General features: G+C 52.1%; 15 protein-coding genes. 7 read left to right on the top strand and 8 right to left on the bottom strand.

From position 1 onward, the window contains the following. The first annotated feature begins 62 nt into the window (after positions 1 to 62). From HJG40_RS08940 to purN, 3 genes are all read left to right on the top strand, one after another. Positions 63 to 680 (top strand): superoxide dismutase, encoded by a 618-nt coding sequence (locus HJG40_RS08940; protein WP_215863864.1) that lies wholly within the window; start codon positions 63 to 65, stop codon positions 678 to 680. Between the two features lie 131 nt (positions 681 to 811). Then, on the top strand, positions 812 to 1,849 hold the full coding sequence (gene purM / locus HJG40_RS08945) for a phosphoribosylformylglycinamidine cyclo-ligase (protein ID WP_215863865.1): 1,038 nt from the start codon (positions 812 to 814) through the stop codon (positions 1,847 to 1,849). Beyond that, entirely contained in the window at positions 1,842 to 2,507 is a 666-nt protein-coding gene (gene purN, locus HJG40_RS08950) for a phosphoribosylglycinamide formyltransferase (protein WP_215863866.1), read from the top strand. The genes purM and purN overlap by 8 nt, the downstream gene beginning before the upstream one ends. Before the next feature lie 13 nt (positions 2,508 to 2,520). Here purN and HJG40_RS08955 read toward each other — a convergent pair whose 3' ends face one another. Both HJG40_RS08955 and HJG40_RS08960 read right to left on the bottom strand, forming a co-directional pair. Continuing rightward, complete coding sequence (locus HJG40_RS08955; protein WP_215863867.1) at positions 2,521 to 3,189, bottom strand: SIMPL domain-containing protein; 669 nt, start codon at positions 3,187 to 3,189, stop codon at positions 2,521 to 2,523. A 57-nt stretch (positions 3,190 to 3,246) separates the two neighbouring features. Further along, the gene (locus HJG40_RS08960) at positions 3,247 to 3,849 is read right to left on the bottom strand and encodes a cytochrome b/b6 domain-containing protein (RefSeq protein ID WP_226857337.1); all 603 of its coding nucleotides are present in this window, start codon (positions 3,847 to 3,849) and stop codon (positions 3,247 to 3,249) included. A gap of 190 nt (positions 3,850 to 4,039) precedes the next feature. Between HJG40_RS08960 and ppsA the strand changes: the two genes are divergently transcribed. Genes ppsA through HJG40_RS08975 form a run of 3 tightly spaced genes read left to right on the top strand, consistent with a single transcriptional unit; the run spans position 4,040 to position 8,927 of the window. After that, positions 4,040 to 6,445 carry a phosphoenolpyruvate synthase gene (gene ppsA, locus HJG40_RS08965; RefSeq protein WP_215863869.1) on the top strand — a complete coding sequence of 802 codons (2,406 nt, stop codon included), beginning with the start codon at positions 4,040 to 4,042 and terminating at the stop codon, positions 6,443 to 6,445. Next, positions 6,442 to 7,389 (top strand): hypothetical protein, encoded by a 948-nt coding sequence (locus tag HJG40_RS08970; RefSeq protein ID WP_215863870.1) that lies wholly within the window; start codon positions 6,442 to 6,444, stop codon positions 7,387 to 7,389. Before ppsA ends, HJG40_RS08970 begins: the two co-directional genes overlap by 4 nt. Next, positions 7,386 to 8,927 (top strand): MFS transporter, encoded by a 1,542-nt coding sequence (locus tag HJG40_RS08975; protein ID WP_215863871.1) that lies wholly within the window; start codon positions 7,386 to 7,388, stop codon positions 8,925 to 8,927. Before HJG40_RS08970 ends, HJG40_RS08975 begins: the two co-directional genes overlap by 4 nt. 76 nt (positions 8,928 to 9,003) lie before the next feature. Here HJG40_RS08975 and HJG40_RS08980 read toward each other — a convergent pair whose 3' ends face one another. Together HJG40_RS08980 and HJG40_RS08985 are read right to left on the bottom strand one after the other, a co-directional pair. Beyond that, positions 9,004 to 9,393 carry a hypothetical protein gene (locus HJG40_RS08980; RefSeq protein WP_215863872.1) on the bottom strand — a complete coding sequence of 130 codons (390 nt, stop codon included), beginning with the start codon at positions 9,391 to 9,393 and terminating at the stop codon, positions 9,004 to 9,006. A 4-nt stretch (positions 9,394 to 9,397) separates the two neighbouring features. Further along, positions 9,398 to 9,820 carry a DUF423 domain-containing protein gene (locus HJG40_RS08985; RefSeq protein ID WP_215863873.1) on the bottom strand — a complete coding sequence of 141 codons (423 nt, stop codon included), beginning with the start codon at positions 9,818 to 9,820 and terminating at the stop codon, positions 9,398 to 9,400. Positions 9,821 to 9,998: 178 nt separating this feature from the next. Between HJG40_RS08985 and HJG40_RS08990 the strand changes: the two genes are divergently transcribed. Next, entirely contained in the window at positions 9,999 to 11,042 is a 1,044-nt protein-coding gene (locus HJG40_RS08990; protein WP_215863874.1) for a complex I NDUFA9 subunit family protein, read from the top strand. A 124-nt stretch (positions 11,043 to 11,166) separates the two neighbouring features. Here HJG40_RS08990 and HJG40_RS08995 read toward each other — a convergent pair whose 3' ends face one another. From HJG40_RS08995 to HJG40_RS09010, 4 genes are read right to left on the bottom strand one after another with little or no spacing between them, the layout of a single operon-like run. Next, positions 11,167 to 11,586 carry a tetratricopeptide repeat protein gene (locus HJG40_RS08995; protein ID WP_215863875.1) on the bottom strand — a complete coding sequence of 140 codons (420 nt, stop codon included), beginning with the start codon at positions 11,584 to 11,586 and terminating at the stop codon, positions 11,167 to 11,169. Between the two features lie 4 nt (positions 11,587 to 11,590). Next, positions 11,591 to 13,675: a glucans biosynthesis glucosyltransferase MdoH gene (mdoH, locus tag HJG40_RS09000; RefSeq protein ID WP_226857338.1), complete on the bottom strand. Its 2,085-nt coding sequence runs from the start codon at positions 13,673 to 13,675 to the stop codon at positions 11,591 to 11,593. Between the two features lies 1 nt (position 13,676). Further along, positions 13,677 to 14,180: a hypothetical protein gene (locus HJG40_RS09005; protein ID WP_215863876.1), complete on the bottom strand. Its 504-nt coding sequence runs from the start codon at positions 14,178 to 14,180 to the stop codon at positions 13,677 to 13,679. 5 nt (positions 14,181 to 14,185) lie between these two features. Next, the gene (locus tag HJG40_RS09010; RefSeq protein WP_215863877.1) at positions 14,186 to 15,721 is read right to left on the bottom strand and encodes an OpgD/OpgG family glucan biosynthesis protein; all 1,536 of its coding nucleotides are present in this window, start codon (positions 15,719 to 15,721) and stop codon (positions 14,186 to 14,188) included. Between the last annotated feature and the right edge of the window lie 96 nt (positions 15,722 to 15,817).

A 15,817-nucleotide genomic window follows, 5' to 3' on the forward strand; every position in this document is an offset into this window, starting at 1 on the left:
TCCCTGCCACTGACTACAATTACAGGGATTCATTCCCAACCGACCAGCAGGAGAGTAGAGCAATGTCTGAATATAAAGTACGTGAAGAATTGAAGCCCAGCGGTCTTGACGGCATTTCCGACGCCCAGATCAACGATCACTGGGGCCTGTACACCGGCTATGTCAACCAGAGTAACGCTCTGCACAAAGAATTGGAGGAAATGCGTGCGGCTGGCAAAACCGCTTCCCTGACCTATGCCGACCGTCGTCGTCGTTTTGGTTTTGAATACAATGGCATGGTTTTGCATGAATACTATTTCGCCCAGATGAAACCCGGCGTCAATATGGATCAGGCTCCCGGCTTCAAGGCTGCAGTCACCGAACAATTCGGCAGTGCCGAAGCCTGGCACGAAGACCTCGTGGCTGCTGCCAAAAGCCGCAGCATTGGCTGGGCGATTGCCTATTACGATGGTACTACCGGCCAGATCAACAACCATTTCGTCCAGTTACACGAAGATGGCAACATTGGTGGCTTTGTGCCCCTGGTCATTGTGGACGTGTTTGAACATGCCTACATGGTCGACTGGAAAGCCCTGGGGCGCGGCGATTACCTGGCAGCACTGCACAAAAACATGAACTGGAGTGTCATTGAAGCACGCTTCCAGGCAGCCAAAAGCGGACAGATTTTCAAGCGCTTCTGATCTGTTACCGGAGTAATCCTGACGCCCAATCACTTGGGGCGTCTGAATCAAGAGCGGCCTGGCCGCTCTTTTCTTTTGACAGCAGCCAGCCCCCCTCATAACATGACCCGAAATTGACGGAGGAACTTGCTGTGGACAGCCCCAAACCGCTTAGCTATCGCAGTGCAGGAGTCAACATTGACGCAGGAAATGCGCTGGTTGACCGGATTAAACCCCTCGCCCGCAGCACTCACCGCCCCGGTGTGCTTGGCGGCATTGGCGGCTTTGGTGGACTTTTTGAATTGCCCACCGGTTATCGCGAACCGGTACTGGTATCCGGAACCGATGGCGTCGGCACCAAATTATTGCTGGCCCTGGAAGCCCAACAGCATGATGGCATCGGCATCGATCTGGTGGCCATGTGTGTCAACGACATTCTGGTTTCCGGAGCTGAACCACTCTGGTTTTTGGATTACTACGCCTGCGGACAACTGGACACCGCCGTTGCCGAAGCGGTCATCACCGGCATTGCCGAAGGGTGCCGTCAGGCGGGTTGTGCCCTACTCGGCGGCGAAACCGCCGAGATGCCCGGTATGTACCCCGGCGGTCATTATGACCTGGCGGGCTTCGCTGTCGGTATCGTTGAAAAAAGTGAAATATTGACCAGTGATGCCTGCCTGGAAGGTGACGCCCTTATCGGCATCGCCTCATCCGGCGCCCACAGTAATGGCTACTCCCTCATCCGTGAAATACTGGTCCGCAGCGGAGCCCATGCGCACATTCAGTTAAATGGCGAAGCTCTGGTCGAACTCCTGCTGCGTCCCACCCGGATTTACGTGCAGGCTATCCAGAATCTGCGTAAGGTCGTCAGCGTTCACGCCCTCGCTCACATTACCGGCGGGGGTCTCACCGAAAACCTGCCCCGCTCCCTGCCCGCCCAGCTGAGTGCTCACATCAACCCCCAAAGCTGGCAAATCCCCGCGCTTTTTCAGTGGTTGCAGGAGCAAGGTCAAGTCAGTACCGAAGAAATGCGGCGGGTATTCAACATCGGCATTGGCATGGTCGCCATCGTCCCCTGGGAATCTCGGCAAAACGCTCTGGAATCCCTGCAAGCCAGTGGTGAAGAAGCATACGTTATTGGTCAGCTGGCCCTTCGTCAGGCCGATGAAGGGGTTGTTTTTCTTGATTAAAAAACTGGTGCTGCTGATTTCCGGTCGCGGTAGCAATTTACAAAGCATCCTGCGGGCCTGTCAAACCGGACAAATAATCGATACAAAAATCGCCGCAGTCATCAGTAATCGTGCCGCAGCCCCCGGATTGGTTGTGGCTCAGGCAGCTGGTATCCCCACTGAAGTCATAGACCATCGTGCCTTTCCCAGTCGTGCCGAATTTGACATTGCGCTGCAGCAGCAGATTGACCAATACGCACCGGATCTGGTGGTGCTTGCCGGTTTTATGCGGCAACTGACAGATGCCTTTGTGGAACACTATCCGGGTCGGCTGGTCAATATTCACCCTTCCCTGCTGCCCGCCTTTCCCGGTTTGCACACCCATGCCCGCGCCATCGCTCAGGGTGTCTGCTGGCACGGTGCCAGCGTTCATTTTGTTATTCCGGAACTGGACGCCGGCCCGGTCATCATTCAGGCTGCCGTACCTGTCCACACCAGTGACGATCCCGCCAAACTCGGGGCAAGAGTTCTCGCTGCCGAACACGAAATTTATCCCCAGGCCTTGAGCGCTCTCCTGAGCGGCCGGTGCAAACTGGAGGAAGGCCGGGTTTATTGGTCAGATCCAATACCTTCCTGCGCAAATACAGCCATCAATCCGGTTGTTATAACGCCGTCCTAACACTGAAAACCGGTCATTGCCCACCAAGACAATGTACTGAACCGGAAACCTCCACAGACATCGCCGATTCACCGGGAGCACTTGCCACTGGAGCACGAACCGCCATCATCAGCACTGGCCCGGGAGAACTGCGCAACGCATTAATCTGTACAGAATTCAGCACGCTTTGCGAATAACCAAAATCTTTACAAAAGTTATTCGCACGTTGCTTAAAGCGCTGAATAGCCTGGTGGGCCGCTGCTGATGCAGCGCTTTCACGGGCACTTTCGCTAGGGGCGGCCTGCATGGAAACCAGCTCCAGACGGGATTGTAAATCTCCCAGGAGTTGGTCCAGCCGGGATGATTGCGGAGCGCTGACCTGCAGGGTCTGCTGTACGGTCCAGCCATCGGGTTTACCATCCACAAAATCACGTTGGGTATGATAATTTATTGTCTGCGCCTGAATATGATCAGCTTTCTCCGTTTGCTGCAAGGCCCAACGCATTTTTGCGTTCACTTTTTGCGCCAGATTTGCGGCGTCTGGTCCAGTAGCACTGGCCTGCAACTGCGCAACCATGAGCGTATTAGGCACATGATAAGATTGTTCCACGCGAAGATTTATTTCCTGGGCCGCAGTCCCCGCTGAAGCCAACAGCGAAACAGGTAATAAACCCCATAGCATCATTTTCATTAAATTTTTCATTTTGCCTATCGCTCCATTCAGTCATTTATCCATAAAATCAGGTTAGAATTGTAACAACTAACTACCCAGTCGAAAAATGTCGAGAATGCGATCACGGCGTAGCAAATGCACAGCAAACATTCCCACGTGTCCTATCCAGTAAGCCCACACCAAATTAGACAGCGCTTTATGCAGAGGGATCAGATTTTGCAGCAAGGCCCCTGGAGGTGTACCCCCCTGGGGTAAAAAGAAAAAAATTACCGTACCGGTAAGGGCCATCCAACTGACCAGAAGCAGACCGAGCCCATGGAGCAGGGCAGCAAGTCCAGAAGCTGGACCGGGAGCTTGAAGTTGTCCGCGCAAAAGTAACCGAAGGTCATTAAAAATTGGATGCCAAGGGCCCATAAATGGAAAAAATTGCCGGCGTACCGGCGCAGAAGTGGCAATCCAAAGCCACTGCCAGAGCAAAAAAAGTGCAGTAGTCAAACCGACCCAGGCATGGAAGCTGAACAGTAACTGGGTGAAACTGGCATAATCCGCATGTTGCCAATCGGGTGTCATCCACAAGGAAGAAAACAGTTGAATGGTGACACCGGCAGCAATGCCAGCGTGAAGCCAGCGTGCCTCTGGTGGCCACAGATTTTCCCTGTCAGCGTCAGAATCTGAGCTATTATTTTTCAAAGACATAATTCCCTTAATTCGCCATGCTTCGGACATGGAAACATAATCCACACCTGTTTTGAGAACCTTCGCTATTTTGCCAGCAATCATACCAGAGTGACCCCGATAATAGGGAACTGCTTGTCTAGTGCTACTTCCTTGACTATCTTTTATTCAGAGTCTTTGCTCTGATTTATTTGGAGGAAATCCTATGACTGCGAAATACATACGTTTTTTTAATGAGATTCGCATAGAAGATGTGCCCTTGGTCGGTGGTAAAAATGCTTCTTTGGGAGAGATGTACCGCCAACTCACGCCGCAGGGAGTGAAAGTACCCAACGGCTTTGCCATTACTGGCGACGCCTATCACTATCTGCTGGATCAGGCCGGTGCCTGGCCAAAGCTGCATGAGGCACTGGATGGCCTGGATCCCGATAATGTTCGGGATCTGGCCAAACGGGGTGCCAAGGCCAGGGAAATTGTTTACAGCGCGCCCCTCCCCGAAGATTTGCAAAATGAAATTTTGACCGCATACGCCCAATTACGTGAGGAATACGGCGAGACCCTATCTTTAGCCGTGCGCTCTTCTGCCACCGCAGAAGACCTGCCAACGGCAAGTTTCGCGGGTCAGCAGGATACTTATCTGAACATTTCCGGAGCGGCCGCTTTGCTGGATGCCTGTCGGCGTTGCTTTGCCAGTCTGTTTACCGACCGGGCCATTCATTATCGTGTTGATCAGGGTTTTGATCATTTCAAAGTGGCCCTATCGATTGTCATCATGAAAATGGTGCGCTCCGATCTCGCCACCAGTGGCGTCATGTTTTCACTAGACACCGAAACCGGATTTAGAGATGCCGTCTTTATTACGGCATCCTGGGGTCTGGGTGAAAATGTGGTCCAGGGAACCGTCAATCCCGATGAATATTATGTCTTCAAGCCCTCGTTTCAAAAGGGGAAAAAGGCAGTTTTGCGCAGAGTCCTCGGCAGCAAAAAAATCAAGATGATATATACCGAAGGAGACATCCGCCACGGAACCCGCAATGTACCTACCCATCGTGATGAACAGGAACGCTTTTGTTTGAATGATGAGGATATATTTAAGCTCGCCGATTACGCCATCAAAATTGAAAATCACTACAGCCAGAAAATTGGTGAAAGCCGACCCATGGACATGGAATGGGCAAAAGATGGTCTGGATGGTGCTATTTACATGGTTCAGGCACGACCGGAAACGGTTGCTTCGCAAAAAAAGGGACAAATTCTGGAGGAATATATTCTGGGTGAACGCGGGAAAATTCTGGGCAGAGGCCGCGCTGTGGGCAGTAAAATTGCTGCCGGGCCCGTCCGGATTATTCGTAGCCTTGAACATCTCGCCGAGTTTCGCCCCGGTGAAATACTGGTAGCAGACACCACCACGCCAGATTGGGAACCCGTCATGAAAAATGCGGCGGCGGTTATCACCAATCGCGGCGGACGCACCTGCCACGCCGCCATTATCGCCCGTGAGCTGGGGATTCCGGCGGTAGTAGGCGCAGAAACGGCCACCGAAATATTGCATGACGGTGAGCCTGTTACGGTTTCCTGTGCGGAAGGCGATATGGGAAACATTTATGCGGGTCAATTGCCGTTTACTGTTCAACATACCGATCTGGCCGCAGTTCCCCGCCCCAAAACCAAAATCATGATCAATCTGGGCAACCCGGAAATTGCTTTCCAGACTGCCAATCTACCCAGCGATGGGATTGGTCTGGCGCGGATGGAATTCATCATCAGCAATACCATCAAAGCGCACCCCATGGCTTTGCTCTATCCGGAAAAGGTCAAAGATCCGCAGGAGCGTCTGGCCTTGGCGAAGCTCATCCAAGGCTACACGCAGCCCCAGGATTTTTTTGTGGAGCGGCTATCAGAAGGAGTCGGCACCCTGGCTGCCGCTTTTTATCCCAAACCGGTAGTGGTACGCATGTCTGATTTCAAAAGCAATGAATATGCTTCATTACTTGGGGGTCGCTACTTCGAACCCGAAGAAGACAACCCCATGCTGGGCTTTCGGGGCGCATCCCGCTATGCACATCCTGCTTACAAAGAGGGTTTTCATCTGGAGTGCCTGGCCATGAAAAGGGTACGCGAAACCATGGGCCTGGATAATGTCATTTTGATGCTACCTTTCGTACGTCGCGTACAGGAAGCTGATGATGTTCTTGCGCAAATGGCAGAATTTGGCCTCAAACGTGGCGAAAACGGCCTGAAAATTTATGCCATGTGCGAAGTCCCCAACAATGTGCTTTTAATTGATGCGTTTGCCCAACGCTTTGACGGATTTTCCATTGGTAGTAATGATCTCACCCAGCTCACACTCGGCGTTGATCGGGATTCGGAAATCGTCGCGTTTGACTACGACGAGCGCGACGAAGGAGTGAAAACCATGATCCGCCTCGCTGTAGAGGGCTGTAAACGGCATGGCATCCATTCTGGAATATGTGGTCAGGCGCCTTCAGACTACCCGGAAATGGCTGAGTTTCTGGTCGATATTGGCATTGAATCCATGAGCCTCAACCCGGATTCCGTACTGAAAACCACCCTGCATGTTCTGGAACTGGAAAAGCGAGAAATCCGTTGAATATTCAACCCGTGCTGTTAGTCATTTTTGATGGTTTCGGCCTAAACCCCAATCGGGCTTACAACGGCTGGGCACAAGCCCATACGCCACATCTGGATCATTATTTTGCCAGTTTCCCCCATACTGCCCTGCAAGCATCCGGGCGGGCGGTGGGCCTGCCCGATGGACAATTTGGAAATTCAGAGGTCGGTCATTTGACGCTGGGCTCAGGGCGCATACTCCTTCAGGACATGGTGCGCATATCGGACAGTCTGGCTAATGGCAGTTTTTCCAACATTCAGAATTGGCAAAACATTTTGCAAAATACCCAGCGCCTGCACCTGGTCGGTATGGTCTCTGATGGCGGCGTACATTCCCATATTGACCATTTGCTGGAGATTCTACCTCTGGTGGTTCAGGCGGGTGTAGAACCAATCATCCACATGATTACGGATGGGCGGGACACAGCCCCGCAATGTGCGGATATTTTCGTGCAGATACTGGAAAAGCGCCTGCAAGAGCTCGGCAGCGGCAAAATTGCCAGCGTATGTGGCCGCTATACCGCCATGGATCGTGCTGGCCATTGGGAACGCACCCAAAAAGCCTGGGCCGCTTTGCTGAAAGGTGAAGGGCTTCAGTCAGCAACGGCCCTATCGGCTGTTCAGGAAGCCTGGCAACGCGGGGAAGGAGACGAATTTATTCAACCCACCGTCATTGGCAATCCTCAGGAAAACCGGATTGCACCCAATGAACCCGTATTCTTTTTCAACTTTCGCTCTGATCGTATGCGCCAGTTGAGCGCGGCCATCGCCATGCCCGAATTTGAACATTTTGATCGCGGTTCCGAATTGGGAATTGGCCGGGGTACCGCCGATATTGCGCCAACTATTCTGGATATCATGGGACTTTCCCAACCGTCTGAAATGACCGGAAAAAGCCTGATTCTTCGGGACAAACTGCGTTGAATCCAGATCCAACAGCAGATACCCACGCAAGCACGGTCAATGCTCCTAGATTAAAAAAATCCGCTGCATCCATTCTGGATACTGCACACGCTATTCATCCTGATCATGCCGCAATGACCGACATACTCGACAAAAGCCCGATGTTACCGATCCACTATCGGATTTGGGCGTTGTCTACTGGAGGCACCCTTTTAAGTGGGGTTTCCATGTTTTTGTTGGGCGTCACCCTGCCGCTGGTAATACCACGCTTTCACATGCCCGCCACCAGTGTCGGCATGGTAGCTGCCATGCTTATGGGGGGAACCGTCATCGGGGCCCTGTTGGGAGGACATATTGCCGATCGGTGGGGCCGTAAACCGGTCATGATCAGTGACATGATTTTGTTGATTATTGCTGCCTCATTAGCGGCATTTGCACCCAATGCCACTATTCTAACCCAAGCAGAACTGTTGCTGGGCATCGGTGTCGGCATGGATTTTCCGGTCGCCAGCAGCTATCTGGCAGAATTTATGCCCCAGGGACGCCGGGGCAGAATGATGGCTGCGTCCATCGCCATTCAGTCCGTCGGCATGTTGGCGGGCGTCGCTTTGGCAATTGTCCTGCTTCAGAATGCCCGGACTGGTGATGATACCTGGCGCTGGTTACTTGCTGCAGAAATTCTGGTGGTGCTTCCCTATCTGATCGGACGGCTGAGTCTGCCGGAAAGTGTGCGCTGGTGCATGGGTCATGGCCGCAATGCTCAGGCCGCAAAAATTCTTACCCGCTTTGCCCCGGATAAAAAAAGTCAATTACTGCAGATTGCCCAACGCCTGGGTAGAAAACATCATCATGTTGCCAAAATTCTGCCTGGTCATCATTTGGGTGTCGCCACCTTATTTGCGCCGGAATATCGTCGACGAACATTGCTGGTGACTCTCCCCTGGTTTTTTATGGACGTTGCCACCTATGGAATCGGTTTGTTCACCACCATTCTGCTGGGCAGTCTGCGCACAAATCTGCCCGAATTAAGCTCCACATTGGGGAGGGACCTCAGCAACGCTCTGGATAGTGGCAAGGTTGATTTGTTTCTTTTGTTGGGTTCACTGCTGTCGCTCTGGGCAGTACCCAAACTGGGGCGCATTCATATGCAACTGATCGGTTTTGTGGGGATGATTACCGGCATGGGACTACTGCTCGGTGCAGCGCAGCAGCATACGGGAAATGCATTCAGCCAATATTACCTGATCCTCGCTGGCTTCATGCTCTTCAATTTGTTTATGACCATGGGTCCCAATGCCACCACCTTCATTTTACCCACAGAAATGTATCCTACTCAGATCCGCGCGTTCGGGTCAGGGTTTGCCGCTGCAATCGCCAAAATAGGTGCCACCATCAGCGTATTTTTACTACCACTTATTCAGGCAAGCTGGGGACTTTCAGCGGTATTGATGCTCATGATTCTGGTGAGCCTGCTCGGCCTGGGAATGACCTGGACCTTCCGGGTTCAGGGCCATGGTAAAACCCTCGAAGAACATCATGGCCCGCAAGTGCCGCAATAACCTAACGCACCCAAACCTGAGTGCGGCCGTTGGTCTGGGAGCTTCGCTGCGACTTTAGCCCACGCCCTGATAATGCCTATTCCCGTCGCATTTCCACGCGGCGTTGCCAGGCCAGAATGGCGTCAACTACTTCCTGATCAAAATCACGGCTTTCATGCTCCTTGATCAATTTACGTACCCATTCTACCTGGCTACTGATTTCAAAGGTTTTCTGTATATCTGAAAAATACGGATCATTTTCGAGGTAACAGTTTTCCTGCAAGGTACTCCGTTTTATTTTCAACGGTTTAGATGATTCTGATTGACAAATAACCAGTTTGGAACGAATTTCAGTGACTGTATATTTTTGAACCCCTTTAATGGTGCCACTATAAGGCACATGTTCGACGACCCAGAACACATCACCCATTTCAGCGTCGGCAAAATCCAGTTGTTTATGATAGGCGTCATTTTTGGCAATAAGCATTACATTACTCCTTTACTTGTCTGGATGCCTGCCAAAGACCGATGGCAAGAAGTAACCAGGCGACAATCCACGCAGTGCCTCCAAAAGGGGCAAAAATTGCCCAGAATGACTGACCGGTCATTACCAGCAAATAAAGCCCTCCGCAGAAAAAAAGCACGCCCAGAGCCATCAAGAAAGCCGAAACACAAAGCAGCCGTCTTTTACCCCATAGTCGAATCAAAATGCCGAGCAAAACCAGGCCTAGCGCGTTATAAATCTGAAAATGCACGGCAATATCGTACACATGCAAACTCTGCTTGCTCACCTGCCCGGCAACCAGATGATCACCGACCGCACCGGCCATAATAGCCAGCCCCACCAGCAAAGCACCCAGCGCGGAAATTTGTCCTCCCCTGCGTGCACCGTTTTCATTACAACACTCTGCCATTCCTTTCTCCTCAATTTTGTACACCGCAGTTTCCGGATATTTCCTGCCCGATGGTCACATGCAGCCGAATCTATTCTCTTATAGCCTACCTTCATGCCCTGATTCAAACTTTCTGCAGCATCGGGGCAGGCTAGCTGTGCTATGCTCTGACTGATAATTTACGGAGGAGTTTCAGCTCATGACAGCACATAAAATCTGTATTCTTGGTGGCACGGGTTTTGTTGGCCGACATCTGGCAGAGCGTCTCAGTCAGGACGGGCACCAGATTCGGATTCTGACCCGCAATCGGGAGCGTAACCGCGAAAACCTGCTGGTTTTGCCACAGGTAGAGGTTGTTGAATGTAATGTGCATGACCCTATTGCGCTGGAGCAGCAACTCAAAGGTCGGGATGTAGTGATCAATCTGGTCGGCATCCTCAACGAGAATCGTCCGGGACGCAGCGATTACCCCCCCGAGCGCCATGGTGATTTTGAAAAAAACCATATTGAGCTTCCCCGCCTGGTCGCTAATCTTTGTGGACATCTGGGTATTCCCCGGCTCCTGCATATGAGCGCCCTCGGTGCCAACCCCATTGCCCCCAGTGCCTACCTGCGCTCCAAAGGCATCGGTGAAGAAATCATCCGTCAGTCTGGCGAAAACAGTGCCAAAAACGGCTACTTCAATTATCTGAATGGTCCGAAATTACTCTGGGGTCGTGGCCTTAAAGTAACTTCATTTCGCCCTTCGATCATATTTGGTGAAGGCGACAGTTTCTTCAATCGTTTTGCCCAACTACTGCGCAGCATTCCTTTATTTTTACCCATAGCCGGCACTGAGGCCAAAATGCAACCGGTGTGGATTGAAGATGTAGTCAGTGCCTTTGTGCAGTCCATAGACGACGAAAAAACGTATGGCAAGGCTTATGATCTCTGCGGCCCCAAGGTCTATACTCTGGGCGAATTGATTGCTTATACCCAAAGCCTGATTGGCACACATCGCAAGGTGATTGCGCTCTGTCCTTTATTGGGCAACCTGCAAGCGGGACTGATGGAAAAGCTGCCTGGCAAAGTGCTGACACGCGATAATTTGAAGTCATTGTCCGTAGATAATATTTCCAGCAAAAAGGATTTGCAGGAGGTATTTGGCATTCAGCCTACAGCAATTGAAAGTATTGTACCGACTTATCTGGGCGGCAAAGGTCAGCATACCGAACGCTTATCAGAAATTCGTAATCGCCGCTAAAACTGCAGCAAAGAGCCCTTCCTCGGCAGGCTTTGATACTTCCTGCCGGGCGAGATCTTATCAGGGGTAACCAGAATCCCAGTTTAAGTCACTAAAAGCTCTTGGTAGATTTGCCATTTTCAGCTTAGTGGGTTGCGGCACCCTGGTCGCCCTGACCAAACTTTTCAATGAGCTCCTCAGCGAGTTCAGTGGGAACTTCACCGAGAATCGCCGTCATCCCGGCCTGGGCACGCGTATCTCCCTGTGCTGCGGCGAGGCTGAATAACTCGTAAGCGCAGGATAAATCCTTGCGCAAGCCCTGCCCCTGGTAAAACAGTAAGCCCAGATTGAATTGCGCCGGTGCATCATTCTGATCTGCCGCTGCACTGTACCAGCGCGCAGCTTCCTGGTAATCCTGGGCGACCTCAGAGCCTTCGGCGTATTTCACGCCCATATTAAACTGGGCCACAGGATCTCCGGCCTGGGCACGGGCGCGGAGATCATCCAGATCATGACGAATGCCGGCCAGAGCCATGAGATCAAGGGTTTCACCATTTTTTGCCATGGGGTTATTGTCCTGCTTGGTTGATCAGATCTTGATCGTCACTCTCTACACCCCAGGCCGTCAAGCGTTCGCGGTCATTCATGGACCAGACGGCCCGGTGGAGAGACAGCATGGAGTTGCGATCACTCAAGAGGATATTGCGCTCGCGATTGCTGAGTTGTTGCGGGCCTTCTTCCAGAGCCTTGTGGCAAAGGCTGGCGGCACGCGGCCATAATCCGGTGCGATTGCGCTGCAAAGCGCTGTGAATGGCATTAAAACGAGGATCTACCACAACCTGCACAAAAGCATCACCCTCAATGTGCGGCAAATAGGCCACACTGTCACTATCCAGCGACTGTAATTCTTCCGGGACGATAACCTCCTCGGGAATCACAAACAGGCGCTGCTGACGTGCCCAGCGTCCCAGCCCGGGACGACTGGTCCAGGCCCCCAAAGGCACGGCGGCGACCAGGCCGCCCAGAATAGGAACCAGCCAGACAAAATGCCAGAACCCCAAAAAGGGGTACAGGGCGACGGCCAACACCAAACCCAGTGCCGAACACCAGCCAAAAAAACGCAAGGCCACTGACCAGCTGGTTTCCTGGTCACCACGCACCTGAGCTCCCCAACGAACACCCTTCCCCATAAGTGTTTGGATGACGAACTGACTATGAAAAGCCATTCGGATCGGTGCCATCAAAACCGAAAACAAACTTTCTACCAGCATGCTCAGAATGAGGTGAAACAATCCGCCAAATTGCTGGCGGCGACCCGGTTGACGGGCCACCCAGAGAACCGCCATCCACTTGGGCGAAAGCAGTAAAACGGCCGTCACTCCAAACAACCAGAAGGGTAAGGGATCAATACTACTTCCCCAATGAAAAGGCACGACCGTATCATCATTCCCGCCACCAGCCCAATGCAGTGAACCCAACGCGCCCAGAATCAAAAACAGTCCCCAGAGTGGTGCCGCCAGAAAAGACATAGCCCCGTTAATGAACAGGAAGCGGTGAGCAGAACGCAAGCCTTCCCCGGCCAATAAACGCAGATGTTGCAGATTACCCTGCGCCCAGCGCCTATCCCGTTTCAAATCATCGATCAGGGTGGGGGGAACTTCTTCATAACTACCAGACAGACTAGGGACAAACCATACTTCCCAGCCATTCTTGGCCATCAGTGCCGCTTCGACAAAATCATGACTGAGTAAAGGGCCGCCCAAAGGGGGCCGACCAGGCAATACCGGCAATGCACAATATTCGGTGAATGGGGCAGTCCGCAAAATCGCATTGTGACCAATGTAATGACCATCACCCAACTGCCAGAAACGCAAGCCGGCGCTGAAAATCGGACCATACAGGTGCTGCGCAAATTGTTGCAGGCGGGCATACAGGGTTTCCCGGTTGACAGCCACCGGTTGGGTCTGAATGATACCCACCTGCGGATTCCCCTCCATCATTTCCAACATGCGATAGAGGGTTTCACCGTTCATGACACTATCAGCGTCCAGCACGACCATATATTCGTAAGCGCGACCCCAGCGTCTGCAAAAATCAGCGACATTGCCACTTTTGGCTTTATTGTTAACCGGACGCCGTCGATAATGAATTTTGCCAAAAGCATCCAGAGACTCACAAAGTGCCGACCACACCAGTTCTTCGCGCAACCAAACATCAGGATTACGAGTGTCACTGAGCAGAAAAAACTCAAAATGAGCCAAGGCACCAGCCCGCTGCAAGGATTTGAAAGTGGCCTGTAGCCCGGCAGCCACCCGCTCCACTTCTTCATTATAAATGGGCATAAGAATCGCCACTTTATTTTGCGGGAGGGGCTCAGCCAGGCGGAGTTCGGGGCTACCGGGGGCGGTATCGGTGCGCCCGCTCATCAGCAGAATAAAGCCAACCAGTGCCGTCCAGAAGCCAGCAGAAATCCAGGCAAACAACATGGAAAATATGATGAGGGTAGGAATTTCCAGCCAGAGTGGTAAGCGATCGGCAAGAACCTGATCCAGCATCAGGCCTGCACTACAGGCCGGCAAAATAATAAAGGCACTTAACCAGTAACGTCGGTAACGGCTGATGGTTTCCCACTGCCGGGCCATAGCCCGTGCCAATTCAGACTTCTCCGCTCAGAATACGGCGGCTCGTCAATACGTTGCTGCGGCTAAACAATGTCTGCCACAGGCGCGATGCAGCAGCCAGCCAAGAACGGTTCATGGGCAGAGACGCCATATTGCTGCGCTGAATAGCAGGCGCTACCTGCTGCTGTAGCCAACGGCATGACCGGGCATCCTGAGCCGCATTTGCAGTCAGGCGCAGGGAAAGATCCAGACGGGCGTCCAGTTCATCGCCGTTACCCAAGGTCGCCAGTGCTTGGTGCAGGCTGGCAAAAGCCCGGGCATAAAGCGCATCCTGATGGGTTTCCAGGCCTTGCAATTGGCTGATCACCTGACCACGTATCCATAAACGCTGGGCATCGGTTAGCGTCAAGCGCGCCATATACCGCTCCATACGAATAAGAACAGGTGCGCTATTTGTGACGACCAGGGCCTCTGCTGTACCACCTGCCAGCCACTCACCCGCAGGATTGACGCTGTAGCTTGATTCATCTTTAAACATTACACCTACTCCTTTGCCGCATGAAGAAGATAAGTCCAGGTATTGGTCATAACCTGCTTATCGAGGGTTAAATAACAACGCACATTACTGGGTGAAGCAGTTTGCGGCTGGATGACCGCAATCACCCGCCAAAAATGATTCTTAGCATCCCATTCCAGCTTTTGACTCAAAATCTGAGCCCCATTTTCAGCCGTGAGATGGGCTTTAATAGGCATATTCCCGGGCAATTTCGTCAGCGCACCACTGCCAAAATCAATAACGACGGTACGCGCGCCAGCGCTTTTCGGATCATCGCCAAGATAAGTGCCGACCGGATGTGCCAGGGGGATCAGGCCATGGTTATCCAGAAAGAAACGCAAGTTGTAGGCAAAATGCAGGGGCGTTTTCGGAGCGGGTTCCTGATCCGGAACCCAGAAAACATCAATATTGTCCATGTCCCGGTTATTGGTGGGCAGCTCAACGAGACGTACCTGGCCCTTCCCCCAATCTCCTACCGGTTGCACCCAAACACTGGGACGGCGCTGGTATTGGGTTTCAATACCCTGATAAGCAGAAAAATCACGGTCTTCCTGAATCAAACCGAAGCCAACTGGATGCTCCATGCTGTAGGTCGTAGTCTGAATCTGCAGAGGATTATCAATGGGGCGGGTCAACCATTCACCATTACCGTTGGCCATGACCAAATCACTGGAATCATGCTGCGCGGGATGCCAGTCGCCAGCGGTGATACCACGACCATGACCGTGCCAGTACATGCTGGTCAAAGGCGCGAGCTCAAGTACCTTTACGGGTTTACGCAAATATATGGTGGCCTGCACCTGTACCGTCGTACTGTCACCGGTCTGGATAGTGAAGCGATAAGCACCTGTGGCTACTGGACTGTCCATGAGCGCATAAACCACCATATCTTGCGCACCGGCCTGGGGCTTTTCCAGCCAGATCTCTTTGAAGTAAGGGAATATTTCTCCAGACGGTTGGGCCGTATCAATACCCAGACCGCGTGCTGAAGTACCATAAACGGCATGTTTACCCACCGCACGAAAGTACGTTGCGCCCAAAAAAGAAATAAATTCGTTATAGTTCGGCGGCGTGTTCAGGGGCGCCAATAAGCGGAATCCGGCATAACCCAGATCACTCGGCAAATCAGCAGGGACCTTTAAATTACCAAAACTGAAGCCTCTGAGATTAAAAGGGATGGGGCGCACCTTGCCATTGATCACTTCGCGAATGATTTCAGGCTGATGAAACCAGGAACCCGGCAGATAAAATTGTGCCTGAAAAGGCGTATTCTGGTTCTGCCACAAAGGCGTTGTGTCCTGAATCTGACTGTACTGTTCAGGACTTAGATTTTTGAGGAACGAAGGAATCGGCAAAGGCTTAGGATTATAATGTGCATCTACCAGTGCCTGAGCCTTGGACTCTACGGTCTGCATGTTAAAATCATCCGCCGACGCCGCAATGCTGAAGGCCCAGCCTGTCAGGCTGAGCACAACAGCAGAAGCAAGCTTCAAGGAGGAATGATTGCGTGATAAATAGTTCATGAGAATGCTTAAGCAATTCTTGTACCAAAATACTAACTATATATTTATCATCTATTTTTTTTTGAGTTGGTTGATTTTTTTGTCGCCTCTGCCCGA

The sequence above is a fragment of the Acidithiobacillus concretivorus genome, assembly GCF_018853445.1.
In the GTDB taxonomy this organism is placed as follows: Bacteria; Pseudomonadota; Gammaproteobacteria; order Acidithiobacillales; family Acidithiobacillaceae; genus Acidithiobacillus; species Acidithiobacillus concretivorus.